General features: G+C 44.2%; 23 protein-coding genes. 14 read left to right on the forward strand and 9 right to left on the reverse strand.

Translation table 11 applies throughout. From position 1 onward, the window contains the following. Positions 1-20 precede the first annotated feature (20 nt). Positions 21-428: a large-conductance mechanosensitive channel protein MscL gene (gene mscL, locus EO130_RS04255; protein WP_127140285.1), complete on the forward strand. Its 408-nt coding sequence runs from the start codon at positions 21-23 to the stop codon at positions 426-428. 333 nt (positions 429-761) lie between these two features. Beyond that, a complete protein-coding gene (locus EO130_RS04260; RefSeq protein ID WP_127140286.1) occupies positions 762-1,769 on the forward strand; it encodes an aspartate-semialdehyde dehydrogenase in 1,008 nt (335 codons plus the stop codon). A gap of 34 nt (positions 1,770-1,803) precedes the next feature. Here EO130_RS04260 and EO130_RS04265 read toward each other — a convergent pair whose 3' ends face one another. The 4 genes from EO130_RS04265 to EO130_RS04280 all read right to left on the reverse strand — a co-directional run bounded on the left by EO130_RS04265 (position 1,804) and on the right by EO130_RS04280 (position 4,983). Then, on the reverse strand, positions 1,804-2,163 hold the full coding sequence (locus EO130_RS04265) for a hypothetical protein (protein WP_127140287.1): 360 nt from the start codon (positions 2,161-2,163) through the stop codon (positions 1,804-1,806). Between the two features lie 75 nt (positions 2,164-2,238). Then, positions 2,239-2,664, reverse strand: coding sequence for a hypothetical protein (locus EO130_RS04270; protein WP_127140288.1), 426 nt, complete (start codon positions 2,662-2,664; stop codon positions 2,239-2,241). A gap of 11 nt (positions 2,665-2,675) precedes the next feature. After that, entirely contained in the window at positions 2,676-3,107 is a 432-nt protein-coding gene (locus EO130_RS04275) for a hypothetical protein (protein WP_127140289.1), read from the reverse strand. 7 nt (positions 3,108-3,114) lie between these two features. After that, the gene (locus EO130_RS04280; protein WP_127140290.1) at positions 3,115-4,983 is read right to left on the reverse strand and encodes a hypothetical protein; all 1,869 of its coding nucleotides are present in this window, start codon (positions 4,981-4,983) and stop codon (positions 3,115-3,117) included. A gap of 317 nt (positions 4,984-5,300) precedes the next feature. Here EO130_RS04280 and EO130_RS04285 point away from each other — a divergent pair, with 317 nt between their 5' ends. The 4 genes from EO130_RS04285 to EO130_RS04300 all read left to right on the forward strand — a co-directional run bounded on the left by EO130_RS04285 (position 5,301) and on the right by EO130_RS04300 (position 11,733). Next, positions 5,301-7,457 (forward strand): prolyl oligopeptidase family serine peptidase, encoded by a 2,157-nt coding sequence (locus EO130_RS04285; RefSeq protein WP_127140291.1) that lies wholly within the window; start codon positions 5,301-5,303, stop codon positions 7,455-7,457. Positions 7,458-7,602: 145 nt separating this feature from the next. Continuing rightward, positions 7,603-8,598, forward strand: coding sequence for an ABC transporter ATP-binding protein (locus EO130_RS04290; protein WP_127140292.1), 996 nt, complete (start codon positions 7,603-7,605; stop codon positions 8,596-8,598). Beyond that, the gene (gene arfB / locus EO130_RS04295) at positions 8,576-8,983 is read left to right on the forward strand and encodes an alternative ribosome rescue aminoacyl-tRNA hydrolase ArfB (protein WP_127140293.1); all 408 of its coding nucleotides are present in this window, start codon (positions 8,576-8,578) and stop codon (positions 8,981-8,983) included. The genes EO130_RS04290 and arfB overlap by 23 nt, the downstream gene beginning before the upstream one ends. A 134-nt stretch (positions 8,984-9,117) precedes the next feature. Next, the gene (locus EO130_RS04300; protein WP_127140294.1) at positions 9,118-11,733 is read left to right on the forward strand and encodes a M14 family metallopeptidase; all 2,616 of its coding nucleotides are present in this window, start codon (positions 9,118-9,120) and stop codon (positions 11,731-11,733) included. Between the two features lie 73 nt (positions 11,734-11,806). Here the strand turns inward: EO130_RS04300 and EO130_RS04305 are convergent, their stop codons facing one another. Beyond that, on the reverse strand, positions 11,807-12,562 hold the full coding sequence (locus EO130_RS04305; protein WP_127140295.1) for a sulfite exporter TauE/SafE family protein: 756 nt from the start codon (positions 12,560-12,562) through the stop codon (positions 11,807-11,809). 68 nt (positions 12,563-12,630) lie between these two features. Here EO130_RS04305 and EO130_RS04310 point away from each other — a divergent pair, with 68 nt between their 5' ends. After that, entirely contained in the window at positions 12,631-14,433 is a 1,803-nt protein-coding gene (locus EO130_RS04310; RefSeq protein ID WP_127140296.1) for a sodium:solute symporter family protein, read from the forward strand. A 6-nt stretch (positions 14,434-14,439) separates the two neighbouring features. Here the strand turns inward: EO130_RS04310 and EO130_RS04315 are convergent, their stop codons facing one another. Further along, positions 14,440-15,030: a riboflavin synthase gene (locus tag EO130_RS04315; protein WP_127140297.1), complete on the reverse strand. Its 591-nt coding sequence runs from the start codon at positions 15,028-15,030 to the stop codon at positions 14,440-14,442. A 58-nt stretch (positions 15,031-15,088) separates the two neighbouring features. Here EO130_RS04315 and pdxA point away from each other — a divergent pair, with 58 nt between their 5' ends. From pdxA to EO130_RS04350, 7 genes are all read left to right on the forward strand, one after another. After that, positions 15,089-16,141 (forward strand): 4-hydroxythreonine-4-phosphate dehydrogenase PdxA, encoded by a 1,053-nt coding sequence (gene pdxA / locus EO130_RS04320; protein ID WP_127140298.1) that lies wholly within the window; start codon positions 15,089-15,091, stop codon positions 16,139-16,141. A gap of 110 nt (positions 16,142-16,251) precedes the next feature. After that, positions 16,252-16,785 carry a YceD family protein gene (locus EO130_RS04325; RefSeq protein ID WP_127140299.1) on the forward strand — a complete coding sequence of 178 codons (534 nt, stop codon included), beginning with the start codon at positions 16,252-16,254 and terminating at the stop codon, positions 16,783-16,785. 7 nt (positions 16,786-16,792) lie between these two features. Further along, positions 16,793-16,993 (forward strand): 50S ribosomal protein L32, encoded by a 201-nt coding sequence (gene rpmF / locus EO130_RS04330; protein ID WP_014032589.1) that lies wholly within the window; start codon positions 16,793-16,795, stop codon positions 16,991-16,993. A gap of 174 nt (positions 16,994-17,167) precedes the next feature. Then, the gene (locus EO130_RS04335; RefSeq protein WP_127140300.1) at positions 17,168-18,163 is read left to right on the forward strand and encodes a beta-ketoacyl-ACP synthase III; all 996 of its coding nucleotides are present in this window, start codon (positions 17,168-17,170) and stop codon (positions 18,161-18,163) included. A 26-nt stretch (positions 18,164-18,189) separates the two neighbouring features. Further along, entirely contained in the window at positions 18,190-18,687 is a 498-nt protein-coding gene (accB, locus tag EO130_RS04340; RefSeq protein WP_127140301.1) for an acetyl-CoA carboxylase biotin carboxyl carrier protein, read from the forward strand. Positions 18,688-18,768: 81 nt separating this feature from the next. Continuing rightward, on the forward strand, positions 18,769-20,127 hold the full coding sequence (gene accC / locus EO130_RS04345) for an acetyl-CoA carboxylase biotin carboxylase subunit (protein WP_127140302.1): 1,359 nt from the start codon (positions 18,769-18,771) through the stop codon (positions 20,125-20,127). A 32-nt stretch (positions 20,128-20,159) separates the two neighbouring features. Continuing rightward, on the forward strand, positions 20,160-21,275 hold the full coding sequence (locus EO130_RS04350; protein ID WP_127140303.1) for an NAD(P)/FAD-dependent oxidoreductase: 1,116 nt from the start codon (positions 20,160-20,162) through the stop codon (positions 21,273-21,275). Between the two features lie 54 nt (positions 21,276-21,329). On the opposite strand, the gene EO130_RS04355 is transcribed toward EO130_RS04350, so the two are convergent. Genes EO130_RS04355 through EO130_RS04365 form a run of 3 tightly spaced genes read right to left on the reverse strand, consistent with a single transcriptional unit; the run spans position 21,330 to position 26,881 of the window. Then, positions 21,330-21,992: an ABC transporter ATP-binding protein gene (locus EO130_RS04355; protein ID WP_127140304.1), complete on the reverse strand. Its 663-nt coding sequence runs from the start codon at positions 21,990-21,992 to the stop codon at positions 21,330-21,332. A gap of 9 nt (positions 21,993-22,001) precedes the next feature. Beyond that, positions 22,002-24,413, reverse strand: coding sequence for an ABC transporter permease (locus tag EO130_RS04360; RefSeq protein WP_127140305.1), 2,412 nt, complete (start codon positions 24,411-24,413; stop codon positions 22,002-22,004). 32 nt (positions 24,414-24,445) lie between these two features. Continuing rightward, entirely contained in the window at positions 24,446-26,881 is a 2,436-nt protein-coding gene (locus EO130_RS04365; RefSeq protein WP_127140306.1) for an ABC transporter permease, read from the reverse strand. Positions 26,882-26,884 lie beyond the last annotated feature (3 nt).

Genomic DNA, 26,884 nt, shown 5'->3' on the forward strand with positions numbered 1-26,884 from the left:
ACCAATACTCAACTATTAAAATGGGATTTTTAAAAGAATTTAAAGAATTTGCCATGAAAGGAAACCTGGTGGATATCGCCGTAGGTTTCGTCATGGGTGCCGCTTTCAAAGAAGTGGTATCGTCATTCACTGGAGGTATCGTATCTCCTTTGATAGGATTGTTGTTCAACGCAGATTTCAACGATTTGAAATACGTCATCACCGAGGGAACTCCCAATGATGCAGGGGAAATTGTAGGGGAAATTGCCGTGCTCTACGGTGCGTTCCTTACCAATGTCATCGATTTTATCATCGTGGCCTTCGTGATGTTCCTTATTGTGAAAGGAGTGAACAAAATGAAGAAAAAAGAGGAGCCTGCTCCAGAAGCACCAAAGGGTCCAACCCAAGAGGAGTTGTTGGCAGAAATCCGGGATTTACTTAAAAAGTAATTCAAGGTTCATAACCAATGATGATGCAATGTCACTTCGAGCGCAGTCGAGAAGTACTTGGACCAAAAACCAGGTCCATGAAAATTTGAATCCACCCGACCTGACCACGAATTACCAATCATTGGATGTTTTGCATCTGAAAGGATAAAAATAGTTGGTGCCGTGTTGGCACCGCCGCTACATCACAGTAACCTTTAAAACCATCAATGTGTTTCGCTAACATGTTGATGGTTGTTTTATTTGTAACATTTTGTTATTTTTTATTGATTGCTGCGAAAAAAGCTTGTTTAACTCCCTGACTAAAGTACCTTTGCGGCAAGAAATAATTTTTAGATGAAAGTAGCAGTCGTTGGAGCCACCGGAATGGTAGGCGAGGTTATGTTGAAAGTATTGGAAGAGCGCAGCTTCCCTATTTCAGAATTATTGTTGGTTGCCTCGGAGCGTTCCGTGGGCAAAAAACTTACGTATAAGAACGAAGATTACACTGTAATCGGGTTGGCAGATGCTGTAGCCGCCCGTCCCGATATCGCCATTTTCTCGGCAGGGGGAGACACATCGCTCGAATGGGCGCCAAAATTTGCCGAAGTCGGAACTACCGTTATCGATAATTCTTCGGCTTGGCGTATGGACCCCACCAAAAAATTGGTAGTACCCGAAATCAATGCCAATACACTCACCGCCAATGACAAGATCATCGCCAATCCCAATTGTTCCACTATTCAGATGGTATTGGCCTTGGACCCATTGCACAAAAAATATCAAATGAAGCGCGTGGTGGTCTCCACCTATCAGTCCGTTTCAGGAACAGGAGTCAAAGCCGTGCAACAAATGGAAAACGAAGCCGCAGGCATCGAAGGGGAAATGGCTTACCCATACCCCATCAACCGCAACGCCCTGCCGCATTGCGATGTATTCTTGGAAAACGGCTACACCAAAGAAGAGATGAAGCTCGCCCGAGAACCACAAAAAATATTGGACGACCGCACTTTTTCGGTTACCGCTACGGCAGTTCGCATCCCAACTGCTGGTGGACACTCCGAATCCGTAAACGTGGAGTTCCACAACGATTTTGACTTGGCGGAAGTCCGCCAGTTACTCAGCGAAACACCAGGAATCGTTGTGCAGGACAACCCAGCAACCAACACCTATCCCATGCCCGCTTTTGCCAACGGAAGGGACGAGGTCTTTGTGGGCCGCATCCGACGGGACGAGACCCAACCCAATACCTTGAATATGTGGATTGTTGCAGACAACTTGCGCAAAGGGGCCGCAACCAATGCGGTGCAGATTGCGGAGTATTTAGTGGAGCATAATCTAGTGCCAAGAACTGTGGTGAATTAAATACAAAACTCTTGCGCCGCCTTTGCGCCAACTATCAGTTACAAGACCCATCGCAAGGCTTGGCATTGTTATAGTTTTTGGCATCGATCGTGTAGGTATAGGTTTCTCCTTCTCTTTGATAGGAATCAAAATCAAACAAACTATTACCAGCGGGCTCATTGGTGAACAAATAGTGGGTTTCTAACCGTTCATTGTCAAAAATCAACTCTATGGAGTCTGCTTGAAAAATTCCGTGAATCTGTACTCCCATATCTGTGTCTCCATCCCTGAAAACTTCTCCCGGACCCGTTTTGGAAATAGCCTTCCGCTCACTTGAAAGACCATTTCTAAAAAACTTTATATCTACACGGTTATCCAAATCACTGTTTATGACTAGATTAATTGTTTCCTCCATTTCTCTGGGCCAACAGGAGGAAAATAGAAAACAGAGAAACAACCTTGATAGTGTTTTGATAGTGTCCAATATCACTCAATAACAGATGTCTTGACAATCAAGTGAAGCGCTAAAGTTTTCCTCATCAATTACATATAAAAACTTCCCGTTGCCCAAGTTTTGGTAATCCAATTGATTTAATAATGAAGATCCTTTGGGCTCAAACAAATTATGCCCTTGAAACCTTTTCTCATCAAAAACAATTAAAATTGAGTCTGCATCGAAAACATCAAATGGAGATGTGCTAGTTCCTAGTGTTTCTCCAAACCTTTTTATCTTATCTCCAATACCCTTTAAGTGCACTGTTGCCATGTTAACACTTGGAAGACCATTTCTAAAAAACCGTAAAACAATGGGAACATCAAGGCCGCTCTCAATTTGATACTCCGATACAGTGGATTGTTCAGGCGTACAGCCAAGAAAAGCAACACAAATTATATTTCCCAGAATTAGCCTTTTCATTTTATTCTCTGTTAATTACATGGCCCATCGCAAGGCGTAGCATTATTATAGTTTTTGGCATCGATAGTGTAGGTGCTTATGTTACCGTTATGTATGTATGAATCGTTAAAAAACAAACTGTGCCCTTTGGGCTCTGTTGTATATAAAAAATGTGTTTCAGTACGCTCATTATCAAAGGTCAATACAATGGAATCTGCCTGAAGAATTTGGTTAATGACTACAACAGTGGAGGTGTCTTGCCCTCTAAAAATTTCCCCTTTTCCAGTTTTAGAAAGAATTTCCGGCCCACTGGGAATACTATTTCTAAAAAAGCGCATTTGAACATCATTGTCGAGTCCGTTATTTACCACAATTATTCCTGTTTCTTCAAGATCTTTTGGCCAGCAAGAAATTATAACTACTGGTACCATTACATATAACATTATTTTCTTTAAGTCCATCATTAGAGGTTTACCAATTATTAAACAATTCTCGAATTTGTAATGCTCGGCCAGAAATGACAATATTTTTTTCCCTACATTCCTCCCATCTTGTCGATCCGATTAAGGATTTTTCCATATTCGGCCATGTCACTCCTGAAGCTCTATCCATTGGGAAAAGAATCCCATATTCTTCTCTTTGATTATAAGAATCATACATGTCATAAAATGTTGTAGTATAAAATTTAGACTTATATCCATCTTCAATTTTTTGGTCTTGTAAGTTTTTGCCTTGGTATTTATAACTATTTGGTCCCAATCTCCTATACCGCATATTGGTAAGATAAATTTCCACCCCAGTGGCCCAACTTTCCATAAGTCTCCTCGCACTTGCCCCTTCTGGACCAGGATTGTTACTGCCAAAATTATACAAATAGCCTTGTTCGACTAAATTATCCCAAGAAATTGGGTCTACCCGCCAATGGGCAGCATGGGCCAGTTCGTGTATGGTAGTGCCATATACGCGTTCAGAAGGGTCACCGTACTTTTTTATTTTTATATGAGGTATTACTCCAAAGGTACCATGACCTAATTGCATTTTTGTGGATGAGGGGCCTTGACTGGTCTCCACAGCTGCTATCTTGATTTGTGTTTTCCAAAACCCATTGGTAGGTGGCCTAGTCAATCCTCCTATATTATGATAGTAAAAATGCATAGCTGCTTGGAATATTTGTCCCCTATACTTCATTCTACCTCCATTTATCCTTAAATTCCAAGGTTGCTTGTACAATTTTGGGCCTTGGTCTTCTGCCTGTGTAAGTCCTGAGTTGTCTCGAATACTAAATTCAAAACGGTCCCATTTTATAACATATCTGACTTTTGCACGCACTTCCTTATGTTTAAAGTTTCCTTGCGCATCGGCAATGGCTCGATCCAAAGTCCATGTATCACGAATTAATATATTGGCACCATCTATGGGCACATAGCTTCCATTTCTGGTTTTGGTAACATTCTTGCAGGTTTTTGTTTCGGTGAGCTTTGGACAATTTGAATAATCCCCATTGTAACAAGGTGAATAATCATAGGAATAAGAGGTGGTACATTCCTGTACAGTGTAACTAGACGTCCCCATATTATCATCAAAAATTTTCACATTCCCGCTAGGACGCCATTTAGCATTCAAATTGATTCCCAAAAAACAGGTTTCACAGCCTTTGTTATCCAAAGGAGGCTCAGGCAACAAACCCTTGTTGTTCGTGTCAGCGTAAGCCTGTTCTATAACATGGTTCATGAAATCGATTTCGTTGTCAACAAAACCCCGGCGTGTATGTTTGTTGGATGTTTTGATTTCGTTTAAGGTTTCATCTTTCTCGGGAAGATACATTTCTTGGAGTATTGTATGAGGTATGTTTCTTGGGTATTTACTGTCTATTGGTAAACTTGTATAGTATGATAGTCTCTCCCCTTCCCCTAAAGGATTTTCTTGATGATAACGTTCTCCATCTTCATATTCGAATGGGTAGTCAATGAACACTATGCTTCGGTGCTCCCGAAGTTTATTTTCCTGTTTATCCGATTGTGGGCTAAATCTCACGTATACGTAATTTGGCTGAATATTGGCTGTATCCCTACTTTTTCTTGATTTATCTTTTCCAAATCCCTTTCCAATCTTAAAATTACCTTGTTCCAAACTATCCAACACCTTCTGATATGCTCTTCTAAACGTATGTATCTCATATGGGTTTTTTAATAATGTTGTTTTCTCAAGGTTTTCCGTTTTCCTACTATTTGAGTTTTGATTCTCAATGTTCTCTAAAAAATCATCTTTTTGGCATCCTATTAAAATTAAAATAATTAATGGAACCACTTTTCCCGCATTTCTGTAAAATAGTTTTCTCATTTAAAAAGATTTGGTGGTTGTACTGATTTTATTCTTGATCATACTTGCCTACAACTTTTTAAGAGAAAAACTATTTGTGAAGGAGTATGATTACAAAATCAATACTAGTTCAAAATATCCAACCTTAAGGGTGCCAATTGACGAATGCCCCTTCCGATCTGACGGATGGCACCTCTGATCTGACGGATGCTATTTTTCGACACACTCAAAAACTTATTTTTTACCTTCTTGAAGGTTAAAAAACGTTAAGGCGATACACCCACTCTTCCACAAACACAATATTCATCGTATTTTTATCGGAATCAATCCTTGAAAACATGAAAAACATAAGTCTGTTGGCTGCTTTGGTTTTGTTTGCGGCCTGCCAGGAACAACCTAAAAAAAGAGAACCCATCACTGTGAACTATCCTACTACCAAAAAAGTTGACACCGTTGATAATTATTTTGGAACAGAGGTTCCCGACCCCTACCGCTGGTTGGAGGACGACCGTAGCGAGGAGACCGAAGCTTGGGTAAAAGAACAAAATTCCGTCACCTTCGGGTATTTGGAAAAAATCCCTTTCCGCGAAGACCTTAAAAACCGACTGGAAAAACTCTGGAACTACGAAAAAGTAGGGTCCCCTTTCAAAGAAGGCGACTACACCTATTATTACAAAAACGACGGCCTACAAAACCAGTATGTGGTCTACCGTAAAAAGGATGGCGGCGAAGAAGAAGTATTTTTGGACCCCAACACCTTTTCCGAGGACGGCACCACATCGTTGATGGGCCTAAGTTTTACCAAAGATGGCTCCAAAGCAGCCTACCTCATCTCCGAAGGGGGAAGCGACTGGCGCAAAGGCATTGTCATCAATGCCGAATCCAAAGAAATTGTAGAGGACACCTTGGTGGACATCAAATTCAGCGGTATTTCTTGGAAAGGAAATGATGGTTTCTTCTATTCGAGCTACGATAAGCCCGAAGGAAGCGAACTTTCCGCAAAAACGGACCAACATAAATTGTACTATCACAAATTGGGAACGCCCCAGTCCGAGGATAAAATCATTTTTGGCGGCACACCAGAACAAAAGCACCGCTACGTAGGCGGTTCCGTTTCGGAAGACCAGAACTATTTGTTCATTTCCGCTTCGGTGTCCACATCGGGCAACAAATTGTTTATGATGGACCTCTCCCAAGAAAATCCTGAATTGGTCACCATTCTGGACGACACCGATTCCGATACCTATGTAATCGATAACGAAGGTTCCACCCTGTACATGGTCACCAACCGTGAAGCACCCAACAAAAAAGTTGTGGTCGTGGATGCGGCCAACCCTACTCCAGATAATTGGAAAGACCTGATTCCCGAAACAGAAAACGTGCTTACCGCAGGTACTGGCGGCGGCTATTTCTTTACCGAATATATGGTCGATGCCATTTCCAAAGTGCTTCAATATGATTACGAGGGTAACTTGGTCCGCGAAGTGGAACTACCCGGTGTAGGAAGCGCTGGAGGCTTTGGCGGTAAAAAAGAGGACAAGGAATTTTATTTCTCCTTCACCAATTACAACACACCAGGTTCTTTGTACAAATACAACGTAGAAACCGGGGAATATGAGCAATACTGGAAGCCCCAAATTGACTTTAATCCCGATGATTACGAATCTAAGCAGGTATTCTACAACTCCAAGGATGGCACCAAAGTGCCCATGATCATCACCTACAAAAAAGGAACCGAACTGAACGGCCAAAACCCGACCATTCTGTACGGATATGGCGGTTTCAATATCAGTTTGACACCCTCCTTTAGCATTGTCAATGCCGTTTGGATGGAGCAGGGCGGTATCTACGCCGTTCCCAACCTCAGAGGTGGTGGTGAATACGGTAAAAAATGGCATATTGCCGGAACCAAGCTTCAAAAACAGAATGTGTTTGATGACTTTATAGCCGCAGCAGAGTATTTGATCGAGAACAACTACACTTCCAAGGAATACCTAGCCATCCGTGGAGGATCTAACGGAGGCTTGCTGGTGGGTGCCACCATGACCCAGCGACCCGATTTGATGCAGGTAGCATTGCCTGCCGTTGGTGTTATGGATATGCTCCGATACCACACCTTTACCGCTGGTGCGGGATGGGCCTACGATTACGGAACTTCAGAGGACAGCGAGGAAATGTTCAACTACATCAAAGGATATTCCCCTGTACACAATGTGAAGGAAGGCACGGCATATCCCGCCACTTTGGTCACCACAGGAGATCACGACGATCGCGTGGTTCCTGCACACAGCTTCAAGTTCGCTGCAGAACTACAGGAAAAACAAGCTGGAGATCAGCCTACCCTTATCCGCATCGAGACCAATGCCGGTCACGGAGCGGGAACCCCGGTGAGCAAAACCATCGAGCAATATGCCGATATTTTCGGGTTTACCTTTTTTAATATGGGGTACGATGAGCTTCCTAACCAGGCCGTGCTCAAAGAGTTTAAGGATTGATATATTATAGGGCTGTTCAGAAAGTAACTTAAAGTGTCATTCTGAATTTATTTCAGAATCTCATACATTAAAAACACAGTAATGTGAGAACCTGAAACAAGTTCAGGTTGACAAACATTGTTTCTGAACAGCTTTTTACACGTTTATGCTAAAAGTCCAAGTAGATTCTTTCGGATATCAAAATCAAACCATTTTAAAGGATATCGCTTTTGAAGTGGCCCCAGGAGAGCATGTAGCCCTGATGGGCGAAAGCGGCTCTGGAAAAAGCACCTTGCTCAAAATTATCTACGGCCTCCTTCATGTGGAAGAAGGCTCTGTTTTTTGGGGCGATACAGAAGCGCTCGGACCCAATTTTAATTTAGTTCCCGGCGAACCTTATATGAAATATCTGGCACAGGATTTTGATTTGATGCCGTTCATTTCCGTTGAGGAAAACATCGGTCAGTTTCTTTCCGTTTTTGAACGCGAGACCCATCAAGAGCGTATTGATGAGCTACTTGATTTGATTGAGATGAAGTCTTTTGCAAAAACAAAGGTCAAGTTTTTGAGTGGCGGACAACAGCAGCGTGTGGCCCTTGCCCGAGTGTTGGCGCAAGAACCGGAAATCCTCCTTTTGGACGAACCTTTTGGCCATATCGATAATTTTAAGCGGCTCTCACTCCGTAGAAATCTCTTTTTGTACCTGAAAAAACAGGGCATTACTGTTCTCACTGCAAGTCATGACCCCAATGATGTACTGCCCTTTGCAGAACGCACCCTAATTATGGAACAAGGACAGATCATTGCCAACGAGAACACACAAGAACTCTATCTAAACCCACCCAACTATTACACCGCATCCTTATTTGGACAGGTGAACAAGGTTCCCATGAAGTTATTAAAATCCTATTCCGAGATCGATAGGGATGTCCTTGTTTATCCGCATGAATTCAAATTTTCCGATTCATCCGGTTTACAAGCGGAAGTGGTCCATTCTTTTTTTAAAGGAAGTCACTACCTCAATGAAAGCAGGGCCAAAGACGGCACCATTCTATTCTTCAATTCTGACAAAAAACAAGAAACCGGAGCAACCATTTTTCTTAATGTATCTTTGAATACCATCAACAAAAGGCTCCACGTTGGACAAAAAACAGATACATAGGGAACTTCAGTTTAAGGCCATGCGAAGCAGCGGAGCTGGAGGTCAGCATGTAAACAAGGTTTCTTCCAAGGTAGAGCTCACGTTCAACATTCCCGAGTCGGAAGGCCTTTCGGACAGGGAAAAAGAACGGTTACTCCTAAAACTACAATCCCGGTTAACCAAGGATGGGGCTTTGATGCTGCAATGCGACGAAGCCCGCAGCCAGCACCGAAACAAGGACTTGGTGGTCAAGCGATTTTTTGACGTCCTGAAAAATGCCCTTGTGGTTCCCAAAAAACGTAAACCTACTCGCCCTACAAAATCTTCCCAAGAAAAACGGCTGAAAACCAAAAAACGAACCGCCGAGAAAAAAGCATCTCGCAAAAACCCTGACTTGGACCGATAGCTTTTGCTCAACCACCTCTCTACCAAAGGTATACCGAATTAAAAATGTTGTTTAAACACAATTCAAAAGCATGGGATTTAATATACTCGGCTCAAATGCTTAATTTTCAGTCAAATTATAACTAATTCAAAAAAATGATTTCTAAAACAGCAAACCTCAAAATGTGGCTGCTCTCCGCAGCGATGTGTTTGTCTTGCGCCGCGTTTTCCGTGGCACAGAATGTTCCCTCCCCAGAAGATGTTTACGGATTCAAGGTGGGAGCCGACTACAAACTGGCCGATTACTCCCAGATTGAAGATTACTTGTCAAAATTGGATGCAGCTTCCAACCGAGTGAAAAAAATCGAAATTGGAGAAACCGTATTGGGCCGTAAAATGTACCTCCTGTTTATTTCGACAGAAGAAAACCTTGCACAATTGGATAAGTGGAAGGACATCAGCACCAAATTGGCCCGCGTACAGGTCAACGATGACGAAGCCGTTCGCCTTTCACAAGAAGGCAAGGCCATTGTTTGGGTCGATGGGGGTATGCACTCCACCGAATTGGCACATGGGCAGATGACCTCGGAACTGGCCTATACCCTAGCCACCTCCGAGACCGAAGAGATGAAAAAAATCAGGGAAAATGTGATTACGCTATTAATGCCTGTAATGAATCCGGATGGTTTGGATATCGTGGTGGACTGGTACCGTAAAAATCTTGGTACACCCTACGAAACCTCCCGTCCCCCAATTTTGTATCACTACTACATGGGTCACGATAACAACCGGGATTGGTTTATGAACATTATGCCCGAGACCTATAATGTGACCAAGATATTGTACAACGAATGGTATCCCCAGATTGTGTACAATCACCACCAGTCGTCCCCATCTTGGACTAAAATTTCGTTGCCCCCCTACGCCGATCCAGTGAATCCCAGGATTCATCCGGCCATTACCGCTGGCGTTAGCGAAGTTGGTTCTGCCATGACTAAGCGTTTTTCGTTGGAAAATATGCCCGGTGCCATCGCCGACAATTTTTACACCATGTTTTGGAACGGTGGCGGACGTACCGTACCCTACTATCACAACATGATCGGTATCTTGACCGAAACTGGACATACCACACCAACCCCGAGATTCTATGATCCGGAAAAACTTCCGAAAACCGTTGCAGGAGGCACCCCAACTGATGGTACCGACATTATGTACCCCGATCCATGGAAGGGTGGTGAATCCCATTTTAGGGATGCTGTGGACTATATGTTGACAGCGACTTGGGCCACGTTGGACCTCGCCGCCGACCGGAAGAGCAATTACCTGCACAACATCTATAAAATGGGTAAATCGGCCGTAGAAAAGGGAAAGAACGGAGATTTGTTCGCCTATGTTATTGGCAAAGAGCAATGGGATTCCTTTGAAGCGGTGAATTTGGTAAATGTATTGCTCCAAGGCGGTATTGAAGTGGAAAGAGCCACCAAGGACTTTACCGTAAACGGCAAAGATTATGAAAAAGGCTCCTATGTCATCTATACCGCACAAGCCTTTAGGCCCTATTTGTTGGACCTGATGGAAAAACAGGACTATCCTACCCGTTTTCAATATCCGGGCGGACCACCGGATACCCCCTACGATCTGGCCGGATGGACATTGCCCATGCAAATGGGAATCGATGTGGACAGGGTTGCCGAATCATTCAACGTACAAACCGAGAAAGTTACCGGCCTTGTGCCCTATTACGAAGGTGACATAAACCGAAACGGGTCCTTCGGCTATGCGTTGAGCGCAAACACCAATGCCGCTGTGGTCGCCACCAATAAAGTTTTAAAGGCTGGCGGAACGGCGTACAAAAGCATGACGGAATTCAAAGCGGGAAAAGCAACCATGCCCGCTGGATCCTATATTGTTTCTGGAGATAAAGCACTGATGGAATCCTTGGCCCAAGAGTACGGCCTTGAGTTTACCGGAATTGCTGCCAAACCGGAAGTACAACTGAAAAAAATCCATTTGCCCAAAGTGGGACTCTACAAATCTTGGGTGGCCAATATGGATGAAGGGTGGACCCGGTTTGTAATGGATGAATACGAGTTTGATATGGATACCTTACACGATGCCGATATCAAAACCAAAGACTTATCACAGTATGATGCCATCATCATCCCATCGCAACGACCAAGTTCCATTTTGCATGGACACAGTAATTTGAGCATGCCGGAAAAATTCACGGGAGGTATCGGGTTAAAAGGTTCGGTAGCCCTGAGTGATTATGTGGAAGAAGGAGGAACCTTGATTGCCTTCGATGAGGCCAGCGACTTTGTGATTGAACAGTTTGGCCTTCCGTTGCGCAATGCAGTGGCCAATGCCGACAGCAATGACTTTTTTATTCCCGGTTCCTTGATCAAGGCCGGTGTGGATACTTCACACCCTCTTGCTTTTGGCATGAAGGATACGGTTGCCGTTTCTTTTAACCGAAGTAGGGCTTTCACCATCGACAAACAGCGAAAAACAGGAGAAGGCGGTAAAGAAGATATTGCCGATGCTCCCGAACCCGATGTAGAAGTCATTGCCACCTATGCGGCCAAAGACCTCTTGATGAGCGGTTGGGCCATGGGCGAAGACAGGTATATCGCCAAAAAGCCTGCTATGGTAAAGGCAAAGTATGGAGAAGGTTCTGCTATTTTATTTGCGTTCCGTCCCCAATTTAGGGCACAGCCACGCGGTACCTTTAAATTGATCTTTAATGCAATTTATGAAGGTGCTTCGGAGTAGTAATAAATCTTAATGTATAACGTAAAGCCGCATCAAATTGATGCGGCTTTTTATTTACAAAGACTGAGAAACCTCATCTGAACAAAATCGCCACAGCTCCGATTGCGGTGACAATCAAAATAAAGCGTTTGTAATTTTTCTCATTGATTTTCTTCACCAAGAAAACACCCAATAACAAGCCTACAAAAATAGCAGGGAGCAATCGCAGGTTGATCAACAGGCTTTCCACGGTAATGGTTTTCCAAACAAAGACATGAAAAGGCATTTTAAACAGGTTAGTGATAAAAAACAACCAAGCGGCGGTACCCACAAATTCGTTTTTGGGCAAGCGCATCGCCAAAAAGAAAATATTGGTAAAAGCCCCTGCTAAGTTCCCGATCATGGTGCATACTCCCGATAGAATTCCCATGGAACCCGAAAACAACCAATGGGTCGGCACTTTTTTGGATTTTCGCCGGTCCCAAAACACCAACATGCCCAAGCTAATGAAAATCACGACGACCATGGCCCATTTAAATTCACGCTCGGGAAGGTCTTTTCCAATCAGCACCCCGATTAGTATACCCAAAATCATCCAGGGCAAAAACCGTAGAATATATTTCCATTGGGTGTGTCGGTTGTAATAGATGACGGCAAAGGTGTCGCCAACAATCAAAAGGGGAATAAAAAGTCCTGTGGAAGCTTTGGAACCAAACGCCAATGCCATCAAAGTCACATTAAAAATGGACATTCCCTTGAGTCCCGCTTTGGAAACCCCCATCAAAAAAACTGCGGTGGCGGCCATGGTCCATGCGGCTACGGAAATATCTGAGAAAGCGGAAAGAAACATGAAGACTTTTTACAGGTTCACAAAAGTAACCCAAAAAAGCTATCTTTAACTCCAACCAAACTAAACAAATGAAACTAGAGCTTTTAGATTACACCATCATCTTTGGATTCTTTGCCATCGTGCTTTTTATAGGAATCTATGTTTCCAAGAAATCAGGAAAGAACACCGCAGAATATTTTTTATCGGGTCGTAGCATGCCTTGGTGGCTCTTGGGCTTTTCCATGGTGGCCACCACTTTCTCCACGGACACGCCCAACTTGGTCACGGATTTTGTCCGGACCGATGGGGTTTCCGGAAACTGGGGCTGGTGGGCTTTTTTGCTTACTGGTTTGTTGACCGTGTTCGTTTACGCAAAACTTTGGAGAAAATCCAATGTGGCCACGGATATGGAGTTTTACGATTTGCGCTACGGCGGAAAACCGGCCCATTTTCTTAGGGGCTTTCGGTCGCTGTATTTAGGGGTGGTTTTTAATGTGATGGCCATGTCGGCAGTAACCTTGGCTGCCATAAAAATTGGGCAGGTAATGCTTGGGCTGGAACCTATTGAAACCGTGCTTCTTGGTGGAACTATAACCGTAATTTTTAGTGCCGTTGGTGGTTTTAGGGGCGTAGTTTATACGGATTTTCTATTGTTTTTCGTAGCCATGGGCGGAGCTATCGGTGCCGCTGTCTATTTGGTCAATATGCCCGAAGTAGGCGGATTGGACAACATTTTGGCCAATGCCCAAGTACAGGAAAAAATGTCCATTTTACCCGACTTTTCCGATACCGAGGCCCTAATAGGCCTATTGATCATACCCTTAGCAGTACAATGGTGGAGTGCCTGGTATCCAGGGGGAGAACCAGGCGGTGGAGGTTATATCGCCCAACGGATGCTGGCGGCCAAAAACGAGAATCATGCTATTGGAGCGACTTTTTTCTTCAACATATTGCACTACGCTCTACGGCCTTGGCCTTGGATTTTAGTGGCTTTGGCCTCTATTGTGGTATTCCCAGATTTGGAGAGCATCCAGCAGGCATTTCCGAATGTGCCAGAGAATATCCTAAAAAATGATTTGGCCTATTCTGCCATGCTGACCATGTTGCCCACGGGATTGTTGGGTCTGGTTATGGCTTCATTGGGCGCCGCCTATATGTCCACCATCTCAACCCACCTCAACTGGGGTTCCTCCTATATCGTGAACGACTTTTACAAGCAACAGGTCAACAAAGATGCCTCTGAAAAGGAATTGGTGAACGTAGGACGAATCTCCACCGTTGTTTTGATGGTGCTGAGCAGCCTATTTGCTTTGGAACTGAACAACGCGACACAGTTGTTCGACATCATCATCATGTTTGGAGCCGGAACAGGACTTATCTTTTTATTGCGATGGTTCTGGTGGCGTATCAACGCATGGAGCGAAATCGTTGCCATGTTCTCATCAGGAATCATCTCGATTATTTTTTGGCGGTTGGAAGAACCCATGTTTCTGGCAGAAGGTGCTCCTTTTCCAACATGGAGTAAATTTCCATTAGTGGTGCTGATTACCACCATACTCTGGTTGGCCACCACCTTCTTGACCAAACCCGAAGAGAACAAAGTCCTCTATCGATTCTATAAAATCACCAAGCCAGGAGGGCCTGGATGGAAAAAGGTTCATGAAGCAGCCAAGGCCGAAGGAGTTACTTTGGAAGATGAAAATGCCAAGTGGAGTGTTCCCTCGGGTGTTTTGGCCATGATTGTGGGCTGTATTTTGGTATACGGATGCCTTTTTGCCACAGGAAACTGGATTTATGGGAATTATCCGTTGGCCCTAGGACTTACGGTCATGGTATTGATCGCAACATTCGTGCTCATTAGAATTTGGCGCGGGATGCGAAACGTATTTTAATGGATTTTATCCCCTAAGGTCCAACAATCGGGCAACGTATTTCCCGACAACATCAAACTCTAAATTCACCGTGGTGCCTACGTTGTAGGTATGGAAACGGGTATGCTCATAGGTGTAGGGAATAATGGCCACGCTAAAACTGTCCTTTTGGGAGTCGACCACGGTCAAACTCACCCCATCCACCGTAATAGACCCTTTTTCGATGGTGACGTTGTTGAGCTTGGAATCGTAGGTAAAGGTATAGACCCAACTCCCATCCTGCTCCGCAACCGATTGGCAAACCGCCGTTTGGTCCACATGTCCCTGTACAATGTGCCCGTCCAAACGTGCGCCCAATACCATGGCGCGCTCTAGGTTTACTGTATCGCCAACCTTTAGGTTGCCAAGATTGGTCTTGTTCAAGGTTTCTTCAATTGCAGTTACCGTATAGGCATCACCGTTAATGGACACCACCGTAAGGCATACCCCGTTGTGCGAAACACTCTGGTCAATTTTCAATTCGGAGGTGATTCCCGAGCTTACGGTCAGGTGAAGATTCCCCCCTTCTTTTTCCAACTTTTCTACTTTCCCCAAAGTCTCTATGATCCCTGTGAACATGTGTCTTATTAATTGACTAGTTTTGTAATGCAAAAGTAGCCATAACGGCATTCATTTTATGAAGGAAAGTCAAAAAATAAGGTTGGGAATCTCCATAGGGGATATTAACGGTATTGGGTGCGAGGTAGCGCTCAAAACATTTGAAGATGCAAGAATGTTGGACTTTTGCACTCCGGTCATCTTTGCATCCAATAAAACCATCTCCCAACAGATCAAGGATTTGGGATTCGACATCAAGTTCAATGGAGTTAGAGATGCCGAACAGGCCATTGAGGGCAAAATCAATATTGTGAATGTCTGGAAAGAAGTGCCCACCATAGCCTATGGCGAAGCCACCAAGGAGGGCGGGGATTACGCCATCAAGTCGTTACGGGCCGCGGTTGACGCCCTAAAAGAGGACAAGATAGACGTTTTGGTCACTGCGCCCATTAACAAAAACAATATTCAATCAGAGGATTTTAATTTTCCGGGGCATACCGATTTTCTCGCTAAAGAATTGAAAGAGGAAAGCCTCATGTTCATGGTGGCCGACTCCCTTCGGGTAGGGTTGCTCACCGATCACATTGCGGTAAAGGATGTGGCCAAAGCCATTACACCAAAATTGATTCACGACAAAGTGATGACCATGGAAGAATCGCTCAAAAAAGATTTTGGCATCCGCCGTCCCAAGATTGCCCTTTTGGGCATCAACCCGCATAGTGGCGACAATGGAACCATTGGGGAAGAGGACGACAAAATCTTAAAGCCGACCATTAAAGAATTGTTCAACAAGGGTGTTTTGGTCTACGGTCCCTATTCGGCCGATAGCTTTTTTGGGTCCAAAAACCATGAAAATTTTGATGCTATTTTAGCGGCCTATCACGATCAGGGTCTCATTCCGTTCAAAACACTTTCCTTCGGGAAAGGCGTGAACTACACCGCTGGCCTGGACAAGGTCCGGACCTCCCCAGATCATGGCACCGCCTACGAAATTGCAGGAAAGGGGAAAGCCGATGAGAGTTCTTTTAAAGAAGCCGTATTTACCGCAATACAAGTGTTCAAGAACCGAATGGAGTATTTGGAATTGACCAAAAACCCCCTGCAAAAGCAGAAAATTAAGCGTGGGGGCTAAAAAGTTTACTGCATTTTGGATATTTGTTGTGGCTAGAATTGCAGTTTTGTAAATTAGTAGTATCTTTGCACCCGCCTTTAAAGGCTGGTACACAATCCTTAAGTGTAGAAATGATGAAGCTGAAAGAGTTTTTTATCCCTTTTTCAGGTCTGAAGTTGGGAAAACATAAATTTGTGTACGAGATTGATGATGCGTTATTTGAATCTTTTGACTACCAAGAATTTAACGGGGCTTCCGTGAACATAGATGCCACCTTGGAAAAGATGAGCACCATGATGGAACTTCAGCTCGATGCGAGCGGTACCATAAATGTGGATTGCGATCTTACCGGTGAGTCTTACGATCAGCCCATCGATTCGAATCTGAAACTAGTCGTCAAGTTTGGCGAAGAGTACAATGATGAAGACGATGAAATCCTGATCATTCCGCACGGAGAGCACCAGTTCAACATAGCCCAATACATTTATGAAATGTTGGTGCTGGCCGTTCCCCAGAAAAGGGTACATCCCGGAGTTGAGGACGGAACTTTGCAATCGGACATCTTGGAAAAGCTGGAAGAGCTGCAGCCAAAAGAGCAAAAAGAACCATCGGAAAAAACAGACCCAAGGTGGGACGATTTAAAAAAGTTACTAACGGATAAATAGGTTTATAATGGCACATCCTAAAAGAAAAACATCAAAAACCAGAAGGGACAAAAGAAGAACCCACTACAAAGCAGTTGCGCCAACAATTGCCAAGGACTCCACAACAGGTGAAATGCACTTGTTCCACAGAGCTCACTGGCATGAAGGCAAATTGTACTACAGAGGTCAGGTTTTGATTGACAAAACAGAAGAGGAAACTGCAGCATAACTGCAAATCCCTTGTAATAAAGCAACTCCCGTTGAATTTTTAACGGGAGTTTTTTTATGGACCCTTCTTAACACCCAAAAACGGTTAATTTTACCCATAAAGTCATATAAAATGACTAATTTTCACCGCTTTTGGGTCAAATTTCAATCCTTTTGACAATAAAGAGAGGCTAAAATGAAGAAAACAACGGCAGCAATAACAGCTGTAGGAGGATACGTTCCCGATTTTGTGCTTTCCAATAAAGTATTGGAAACCATGGTCGATACCAACGACGAATGGATCACTACCCGAACCGGAATCAAGGAGCGAAGAATCTTAAAAGAAGAGAATGCAGGAACATCTTTTATGGCAATCAAAGCCGCTGAAGATCTTCTTGAAAAGCGGGGAATTGAAGCCTCAGAAATAGATTTTGTATTGGTGGCCACCGCCACCCCCGATATGCCCGTTGCGGCTACGGCGGCCTACGTAGCCTCCGAGATTGGGGCCGTGAACGCATTCGCATACGATCTACAAGCGGCCTGTTCCAGTTTTTTATACGGAATGTCCACCGCTGCGAGCTACATCGAATCTGGCAGATATAAAAAAGTACTGCTCATTGGGGCGGATAAAATGTCTTCCATCATTGATTATACCGATAGAACTACTTGTATCATTTTCGGTGATGGTGCCGGAGCTGTACTGTTCGAACCTAATGAAGAAGGACTTGGGCTTCAGGATGAGTACCTTCGTTCCGATGGGATTGGGCGTCAGTTCCTTAAAATAGATGCCGGAGGTTCGATATTGCCTGCATCCGAAGAAACCATCAAAAACAAACAACATTACGTGTACCAAGACGGGAAATCGGTCTTTAAATTTGCCGTTTCAAACATGGCCGATGTATCGGCCTTGATTATGGAGCGTAACAACTTGACGAAGGAGGATGTGCATTGGTTGGCACCCCATCAGGCCAATAAGCGTATTATTGACGCTACGGCCAACAGAATGGGATTGGAGGCCGATAAAGTAATGATGAACATCGACCGTTACGGAAATACAACTTCCGCAACGCTTCCCCTATTGCTCCACGATTACGAAAAACAGCTTAAAAAAGGAGATAATATTATATTCGCCGCCTTTGGTGGTGGTTTTACATGGGGCTCCATCTATTTAAAATGGGCCTATAATTCTTAATCACACAACTAACTAAATTATATTCCATGGACATTAAGGAAATTCAAAGTTTAATCAAGTTTGTCGCCAAGTCCGGCGCCAGCGAGGTGAAGTTGGAAATGGAGGACATTAAAATCACCATTCGGACTGGAAGCACGGGCTCCGGCTCACCCGAAACCACCATTGTTCAACAGATTCCCGTTCCCCAGGCCACAGCAGCCGCTCCAGCACCACAGGCGCCAGCAGCTCAAGAAGCCGCTGCACCAGCACCGGCCGATACCAAAAAGGCAGATGATGATTCCAAATACATCACCATCAAATCTCCGATTATTGGAACATTCTACAGAAAACCTTCTCCGGACAAACCACCTTTTGTTGAGGTAGGCACTTCTATCAACAAGGGTGATGTACTCTGCGTAATCGAGGCCATGAAACTTTTCAACGACATCGAATCCGAAGTTTCAGGAAAGATTGTAAAAATATTGGTTGACGATTCCTCACCAGTGGAGTTTGACCAACCTTTATTCTTGGTAGACCCATCGTAGTGAATTTTAAATGATCGTTTTTGGGGCAATGGTTCCCAAAATCATTTAAGATTTAGAATTCCTAACTAAAGATTGTGTTCTATGTTTAAAAAAATATTGATAGCAAACAGGGGTGAAATTGCCCTGCGGATCATTAGGACCTGCAAGGAAATGGGCATAAAAACGGTTGCCGTTTACTCCAAGGCCGACGAGGAAAGTCTTCACGTGAGATTTGCCGATGAAGCGGTATGCATAGGCCCGGCGCCCAGTAGCGAATCCTATTTGAAGATTCCAAACATCATCGCTGCTGCTGAAATCACCAATGCCGATGCCATTCACCCTGGGTATGGGTTCCTATCCGAAAACTCCAAGTTCTCCAAGATTTGTGCCGAGCACGACATTAAATTTATTGGTGCTTCCGGCGAACAAATCGATAAAATGGGAGATAAGGCTACGGCGAAGGAGACCATGCGAAAAGCGGGTGTACCCACCGTTCCCGGTTCGGAAGGGCTATTGAAGGACGTTGCCCACGCCAAAAAAGAGGCTAAAAAAATGGGCTATCCCGTAATGATTAAAGCCACCGCTGGAGGTGGAGGTAAAGGGATGCGGGCCATTTGGTCTGAAGATCAAATGGAAAAAAACTTCAACAGTGCCGTTACCGAAGCAACAGCTGCTTTTGGAAATGGTGGAATGTACATGGAAAAACTGATTGAAGAGCCCCGTCATATTGAAATCCAAGTTGTGGGAGATCAATATGGCAAAGCATGCCACTTGTCCGAAAGGGATTGTTCCGTTCAACGAAGGCACCAAAAGCTGACCGAGGAGACGCCTTCCCCCTTTATGACGGACAAACTTCGAGAAGATATGGGAAAGGCTGCTGTAAAAGCGGCAGAATTTATTAAGTACGAAGGTGCGGGAACCATCGAGTTTTTGGTGGACAAACATCGTAACTTCTACTTTATGGAAATGAATACCCGTATCCAAGTGGAGCACCCCATTACGGAGCAGGTCGTGGATTATGATTTGATTCGGGAACAGATTTTAGTGGCCGCAGGCGTACCCATTTCAGGTAAAAACTATTATCCCAAATTACACTCCATCGAGTGCCGAATCAACGCGGAAGACCCTTATAACGATTTCAGGCCTTCGCCAGGGAAGATTACCACCTTGCACACACCGGGTGGACATGGTGTACGTTTGGACACGCACGTGTACAGTGGCTATATGATTCCGCCGAACTACGATTCCATGATCGCCAAGTTGATTACTACGGCACAGACCCGGGAAGAGGCCATCAATAAAATGAGAAGAGCTTTGGACGAGTTTGTGATCGAGGGAATCAAGACCACCATTCCGTTCCATCGTCAATTGATGGACCACCCTGATTATTTGGCTGGCAACTACACCACCAAATTCATGGAGGACTTTAAAATGGATCCTAAATACAAAGACGAACATTAAATAGAGCCCCGATTTATCGGGGTTTTTTAGTTATGGAATTAAGCTATTGGGAACATAAAAGTTGGTTTTCCCATGTGGATTTTACCGTTGTTGGAAGTGGCATCGTTGGCATCAATTGTGCCATCAGCCTGAAAGAAAAATATCCCCAAAGCAATATTTTGATTCTGGAAAAAGGCAGTTTGCCACAAGGGGCCAGCACCAAAAATGCGGGCTTCGCCTGTTTTGGGAGTGTTTCTGAAATCTTGTCCGACCTTCATCATCATACTGAAGAAGAGGTGGTACAACTGGTCCAAAAACGCTGGAACGGCATCCAACGGCTACGGAATTTGCTGGGTGATTCCGCTATAGACTTCCAAATGAATGGGGGACACGAACTCTTCCCATTGGACCAACCCGATTTCTACACAAAGTGCTTGCAAGCTCTTCCTTACCTCAACAATCTATTGGAGCCTGTTTTTGGGCAAAAGCCCTTTAAGGCTACTCAGAATATCTTCCACTTTGGTAACATTCAGGAGAAATACCTCACACATCAACTGGAAGGCCAATTGGACACGGGTAAAATGATGCGTTCCCTAATCCAAAAATGCACCACTTTGGGGATTCCCATTTTAAATGGGATTACCGTTGAGGACATCGTGGAACTCAACCACAGCGCCTTGATTCGAACAACGGATTTTGAGTTTGTAACCAAAAAAGTGTTCGTTGCCACCAATGGGTTTGCATCAAAACTTATAAAATCAGAAACGGTAAAACCCGCGAGGGCCCAAGTTTTGATCACGGAGCCCATCAAAAACTTGTCCATAAAAGGAACTTTCCATTTTGATGAAGGCTATTATTATTTTAGAAATATAGACGACCGGATTTTGTTCGGTGGAGGCAGAAATCTTGATTTTGAAACCGAGGAAACCACAGCATTTGGGCAAACCGAAATCATACAACAAAAATTGGAGTCTCTCCTTCGTGAAATGATCTTGCCAAATCAATCCTTTCAAATTGAGCTGCGTTGGAGCGGCATTATGGGCGTAGGTGCGCAAAAATCACCGATTGTTAAGCAAATTTCCAATTCCATAGCCTGTGGAGTACGCTTGGGTGGCATGGGTGTCGCACTAGGTAGTTTGGTGGGCAAAGAACTAGCTGATTTGGCCTAACGGGTCCAAGCTTCAAAATCAAGTTCAACTATCAATGATTGTTCTTGAACTTGGTCAAACCATTCTCCCGTCCAACAAATTAATGATTCTGGAACCGTACTCCGCGTTCTTTTCCGAGTGTGTCACCTGAATGATGGTTACCCCCTCTTCATTCAATTGTTTGAACAACTCCATAATCTCCTCGCCCTGTTTGGAATTCAAGTTACCCGTAGGTTCGTCGGCCAAGATCAATTTTGGATTGGCAATCAAAGCTCGGGCAACACCCACCAATTGTTGCTGTCCACCACTCAACTGGGCGGGAAAGAGGTCTTTTTTGCCAACAATATTGAAACGGTCCAGCATATCGGCCACCATGGCCTTTCGTTCTGAACCCTTGACTTTTTTATAGATCAAAGGCATTTCCAAATTTTCCTGCACGGTAAGGTCGTCCAATAAGTGATAGGATTGGAATACAAAACCGATGTATTGTTTATATAGATTTGCTCGGTGCTTTTCTTTGAGGGAATAAACCGATTCGTCCATAAAATTATATTCCCCCTCATCAAAGGTGTCAAGCATCCCAATAACGTTGAGCAATGTAGATTTTCCCGAACCTGACGGCCCCATCACAGAGATAAATTCGCCTTGTTCTACTTGTAAATTGATATCCTTTAGCAAAAAAATGCGTTGGCCCCCAGTGGTGACCCATTTGAATATGTTGTTGAGTTCTAAAAGCATTTGCTACTATTATTCGGTTCGTAAACTGTTGACTGGATTTGCCGATGCAGCTTTCGCGGTCCTAGACCCAATGGTGACAAAGGCAATAAGACCGACCATGAGGCCTGAGCCAATAAAAAACAATGGACTTAGGCTGACATGGGATGCATAATCCTGCAACCATTCATTTAGAAAATACCAGGCTATGGGCGTTGCGATGATAAAAGCCAGCCCCACCAGCTTTAAAAAATCCTTGGTCAGCAATAAGGTTACAGAAGAAACGCTTGCCCCTACAACCTTGCGAACCCCTATTTCCTTGGTACGCTGGGCCACTACAAGCATGGAAATAGCAAAAAGTCCCAAACAACTCAATATGATTCCCAATATACTGCCACCGGTAATAATGGTTGCCATGTTTTTTTCCCTTCGAAAAGTTCGATCTACATTTTCATCCAAAAAAGACCCTAAAAATTCAGCTTGTGGCTCAACTTTCTCCCAAGCCGATTTAATGGCATCAAAGGAACTAGCGGGATTCTGCGGCGCAATTTTAACATAGGCATAGTACAAATCCCAATTCTTGTTCATGAATAACGTAAGTGGCTCTACCTCTTTTTTAACATCTTGAAAGTTGTAATCCTTTATGACTCCTATCACCGAATAGGTTACGGAATCGTCCATAGGAATACGAATGGACAAAGGGTCTTCTTCCCCAAACTGTTCGGCCATACTTTCGTTAATCACCAAGCTCAAGCTATCCGTACTGAATTCGCGGTCGAACATTCTGCCAGACTTGAGCTCAATATCCAAGGTTTCGGCATAGTCATAATCCACGGTCAGGGCATTGGTGACTATTCCCTTTCCTTTGTAATCAAAACCCATGGCACTGCTGGAAAGACTTCCGTCCTTACCAAGACCTAAGTTATTGTCCGCACCGGAAACACTCAAAATATTGGGGTTCTTCAACAATTCGTCACGCAAGAGTTCCAATACATCGTAGCTATCTTTTCTTCCATTCAAGGGAATGGAAACGACTTGTTCCTTATTATAGCCCAAATCCTTGTTTCGCATAAAATCCAATTGCCCGTGTAGGACCAGCGTTCCGCTGATCAACATAATGGCAATCACAAATTGAAGCACGATTAGACCATTTCGTAAGCGATTTTTACCCAAATCCAATTTGCCCTTTAGCGCCCTTAGTGTACTCAGTTTGCTCATGAGCAGTGCCGGGTATCCCCCTGCAATCAGGGTGATTCCAAAAATTATCAGCGTAAAGGTTCCTATTATGGCCGGTTGGGTCACTTCGGCAAAGGTGGCCTTGGTGTTGAACAAGGTTTTGAATGGATCAATAAGTAAATTGCTCACTACAAGGCCTAGTCCTATGGAAAGTAAAAATACGATTACGCTTTCCATCCAAAACTGGAAAAACAGTTGTTTTTTGACCGCTCCAAGGGTTTTTCGCATTCCTATTTCCTTTAATCTATTTTCGCTGAGCGCTATGTTCATATTTATGAAATTGGCGCAAACGATGAATATGATGACAAATGCCACTCCCAATATAAGGTAGGGAAACGTACGAGCTGTCTCTGCCCGTCCTTCTCTGTAGTTCACGAAGTGCATATCGGTTATGGGCAAAAGGTGCAATTGTTTGAATCGGCCGTTCACATCGGGCGTGGCCCCATCCCTTTTGGCACTTTCTATGCTACCCTCATAATGAAGGTTGACAAAGCTCCTTGTGTTCTGCTCGAATTGCTCCGTGGTCATTCCTTCCTCCAATTGTAAGTACACCGGGAAAAAATTCGAATTCCATTGGTCCTTGTTGCTTTCGTATTCCGGATGGTTCTCAAACGGAATCACGATATCAAAATCCATGCTGCTGTTGGCGGGAGTGTCTTCCAAAATGGCTGCTACGGTAAAAGGGTGCTCTTCACCACCTATTTTTACTTGAATGGTTTCGCCCAATGCATCGAGGGTTCCAAATGTTTTCTGAGCGGTCTCCTCGGTAATGGAAACGGAATTCTTGTTGGGCAAAGGGTTTTCCGCATTGCCAGCTACGATTGGATAAGTGAACATCTTGAAGAAGTCCGCATCCACAAATTCCGCATCCAAGCTCAAGTCTTTCTCTTGGTAGGATATCAGTGCATCCTCGCTCAAAGACCTTGCAATTCGTTTTATCCCCGGCACTTCATCTTTTAGGGCAGCAGCTAACGGAACCGGGTTGGATGTGCTCACCTCGGCCCCTCTTGGCGTCCGGCTGGTGAGGTACAGTTGATAGGTGTTGTCCTTATTTTCATGAAACTGATCGAAAGAGAGCTCGAACAAGGCTGTCATCGATAATAAAATGGCGACCGCAAAAGCACAGGTCAGTCCAAAAATATTGGCGATACTGAATGTTTTGTTCTTGATTAGGTTTCTCCAGGCAATTTTCAGATAGTTTTTGAGCATGGCTTTCTTTTTTTGATTGATGAAATGTCGTGCTATTCGTTTCTTAGACTTTTGACCGGATTTACAACGGCAGCTTTTATACTCTGATAGCTCACCGTTACAAGCGCTACACCCACCGCCATTAATGCGGATAGTGCAAAGATCCACCATGGAATATCGATACGGTACGAGAAATCCTGAAGCCATCTATCCATCGCGTACCAACCCAAGGGCAGCGCAATGATCACGGCCAATCCCACTAATTTTAGAAAATCAACAGACAACCGATAGACAATTTGGCCTACACCGGCTCCCAGTACTTTTCGAACCCCGATTTCCTTTACGCGTTTTTGTGCGTTGAAAGTGGCAAGGCCCAACAAGCCCAAACAGGCTATGATGATGGACAACAAGGTGAAAATCATAAAGATTTCTCCTAACCGCTGTTCAGCCTCGTAGCTTGCGTTGAAGGAATCATCCATAAAGTAATGGTCAAAAGGCTGTGTCGGGGCCATATCTCTCCAGATACCCTCTATTTCGGCAATGGTTTGAGCTACGTCTCCACCATTTAGTTTGATGGCCAAATTACTGGCAAACTCTCCGCCGTGGAAGAGTGCCAATGAGCCCACCTCATCCCTAAGGGTTTCGTAATGAAAGTTTTTCACTACGCCAATTACCGTTGACAAATTCCCGCCACCTTCCAGACCCCCAACAAATTGGGTTCCGATGACGCTCTCCGGAGTTTTTCCCAAAACAGCTACTGCCTTTTCATTCAATATAACGGCTGAAGAATCGGTGGCAAACTTATCCAAGTCAAAAGTTCTTCCTGAAATTAGGGAAAGGTCCATTGTGGATAGGTAGTCTTCATCCACCTCCCATTGTTGCATATTGATGGATTTCTCTTGGCTACGGTCTTCCGCCAACAAATAGGTCCCGCTGCTTCTTGCGGAGGGTGTTGGCAAATTACTGCTCAAGGTAGCGTGGTCCACCTGGCTTATTCGAACTACGGCATCTTTGAAGGCCTGCTTTTTGCCCTCCAACGTGTTAACCCCTCCTATCACCAACACTTGGTTTTTTCCATATCCGAGGTCCTTGCCCTGAATAAAACGAAGTTGTTGAAATACGGTCAACGTACCCATGATCAGAAACACAGAAATACTAAATTGAAAAATTACCAAGGCGTTTCTCACCCTGCCCCCTCCAATGAAATTGTCCCCTTGGCCCTTGAGCACTTTAGCTGCCACAAAACGGGACATGAAAAATGCGGGATAGCTGCCCGAAAACAGTCCTAATACCAAGGCTGCAACAAGTAAAATCAACCAGAAAAATGGATTGGAATAGGGAATGGATAGCTCTTTCCCTGCAAGGTTGTTGTAAAAGGGCATGGCGACGGATGCAATAACAATGGCGAATAACAAAGAACCTATGGCAATTAGCCCGGATTCCGTTAAAAACTGCCCAATTAATCCGCTTCGCTGCGAGCCCAAAGTTTTTCGAATCCCGACCTCTTTAGATCGTTTTAGGGAGTGCGCGGTAGATAGGTTCATAAAGTTCACACTGGCCAAGACCAACAAGATAATGGCGATAGCTCCAAGAATGTACACGTTTTTGATGTCACTCACCGTACTGAATTCAGGGCTTCGTCCAGAATGCAAATGAATATCGGTTAATGCAATGGAGGAGTAGTTTACATAGTTGCCGGAATCCAAAAATTGTTGTTCGGTAATCCCTGGAAAAAATCGTTGTGCGTAGGGAATCAAGTATTTCCCGACCATAGCCTGCATTTCGTCTTGGATATCCGATCCCGAAGTACCTGGAACCAGCTTTACAAAGGTGTAGTAATTATGGTTTCCCCATTCGGCAAGTTGGGCATCTTCATAGCCCGACATTGCCAGGAAAATAGGCTTATCCCTGAAAATGGAGTTTTTGGGCAGATCTTCGATCACTCCCGTTACGGTATACACCTCTTGGTCGTTGATGATTAATGTTTTTCCGATGGCTTGATCCACAGGAAAATGCTTTTCGGCAGCGGTCCGCGTCATGATCATAGTGTTAGGCTCCACCAATGCCGTGCGTTCATCCCCATACAACAATTGTATCCCAAACATGTTGAAAAAAGTAGAGTCGGCATAGGCTATCTGATGCTCGCGAACATTGTCCATCACATCTTGTAAACGGATGGAAATGCTCCCTATATTCCTGAAGCGCGTAGCCATTTCTACCTCAGGAATATCGTTTACCAAGGCTTCGGCCATAGGTGCAGACACTTCCGCTGTTCTTTCTTCGGCCCCACCAAATTTCATATCGGCATTTATCCGATAGATACGATCTGCATCAACAAACATTTTGTCGTGGCTCAAATCGTCGTAAATGTAAAGTCCGAGCAAAAGCCCACCAGCCATCCCGATTGCTAATCCAAATATGTTGAGGAATGTGAAGAATGGCTGCTTTTTAAGGCTTCTCCATGCTATCTTGATATTATTCTTAAACATAGT

It is taken from the genome of Flagellimonas marinaquae (assembly GCF_003992675.1).
In the GTDB taxonomy this organism is placed as follows: Bacteria; Bacteroidota; Bacteroidia; order Flavobacteriales; family Flavobacteriaceae; genus Flagellimonas; species Flagellimonas marinaquae.

Coding starts and splice junctions, on each gene's coding strand:
- EO130_RS04280 (WP_127140290.1), bottom strand. CDS start 4,983: ATGAGAAAACTATTTTACAGAAATGCGGGAAAAGTGGTTCCATTAATT.
- EO130_RS04335 (WP_127140300.1), top strand. CDS start 17,168: ATGAAGAAAACAACGGCAGCAATAACAGCTGTAGGAGGATACGTTCCC.
- EO130_RS04290 (WP_127140292.1), top strand. CDS start 7,603: ATGCTAAAAGTCCAAGTAGATTCTTTCGGATATCAAAATCAAACCATT.
- EO130_RS04260 (WP_127140286.1), top strand. CDS start 762: ATGAAAGTAGCAGTCGTTGGAGCCACCGGAATGGTAGGCGAGGTTATG.
- mscL (WP_127140285.1), top strand. CDS start 21: ATGGGATTTTTAAAAGAATTTAAAGAATTTGCCATGAAAGGAAACCTG.
- accC (WP_127140302.1), top strand. CDS start 18,769: ATGTTTAAAAAAATATTGATAGCAAACAGGGGTGAAATTGCCCTGCGG.
- EO130_RS04275 (WP_127140289.1), bottom strand. CDS start 3,107: ATGATGGACTTAAAGAAAATAATGTTATATGTAATGGTACCAGTAGTT.
- EO130_RS04285 (WP_127140291.1), top strand. CDS start 5,301: ATGAAAAACATAAGTCTGTTGGCTGCTTTGGTTTTGTTTGCGGCCTGC.
- EO130_RS04325 (WP_127140299.1), top strand. CDS start 16,252: ATGATGAAGCTGAAAGAGTTTTTTATCCCTTTTTCAGGTCTGAAGTTG.
- EO130_RS04365 (WP_127140306.1), bottom strand. CDS start 26,881: ATGTTTAAGAATAATATCAAGATAGCATGGAGAAGCCTTAAAAAGCAG.
- EO130_RS04305 (WP_127140295.1), bottom strand. CDS start 12,562: ATGTTTCTTTCCGCTTTCTCAGATATTTCCGTAGCCGCATGGACCATG.
- EO130_RS04265 (WP_127140287.1), bottom strand. CDS start 2,163: ATGGAGGAAACAATTAATCTAGTCATAAACAGTGATTTGGATAACCGT.
- accB (WP_127140301.1), top strand. CDS start 18,190: ATGGACATTAAGGAAATTCAAAGTTTAATCAAGTTTGTCGCCAAGTCC.
- EO130_RS04315 (WP_127140297.1), bottom strand. CDS start 15,030: ATGTTCACAGGGATCATAGAGACTTTGGGGAAAGTAGAAAAGTTGGAA.
- rpmF (WP_014032589.1), top strand. CDS start 16,793: ATGGCACATCCTAAAAGAAAAACATCAAAAACCAGAAGGGACAAAAGA.
- EO130_RS04270 (WP_127140288.1), bottom strand. CDS start 2,664: ATGAAAAGGCTAATTCTGGGAAATATAATTTGTGTTGCTTTTCTTGGC.
- EO130_RS04300 (WP_127140294.1), top strand. CDS start 9,118: ATGATTTCTAAAACAGCAAACCTCAAAATGTGGCTGCTCTCCGCAGCG.
- pdxA (WP_127140298.1), top strand. CDS start 15,089: ATGAAGGAAAGTCAAAAAATAAGGTTGGGAATCTCCATAGGGGATATT.
- EO130_RS04355 (WP_127140304.1), bottom strand. CDS start 21,992: ATGCTTTTAGAACTCAACAACATATTCAAATGGGTCACCACTGGGGGC.
- EO130_RS04350 (WP_127140303.1), top strand. CDS start 20,160: ATGGAATTAAGCTATTGGGAACATAAAAGTTGGTTTTCCCATGTGGAT.
- EO130_RS04310 (WP_127140296.1), top strand. CDS start 12,631: ATGAAACTAGAGCTTTTAGATTACACCATCATCTTTGGATTCTTTGCC.
- EO130_RS04360 (WP_127140305.1), bottom strand. CDS start 24,413: ATGCTCAAAAACTATCTGAAAATTGCCTGGAGAAACCTAATCAAGAAC.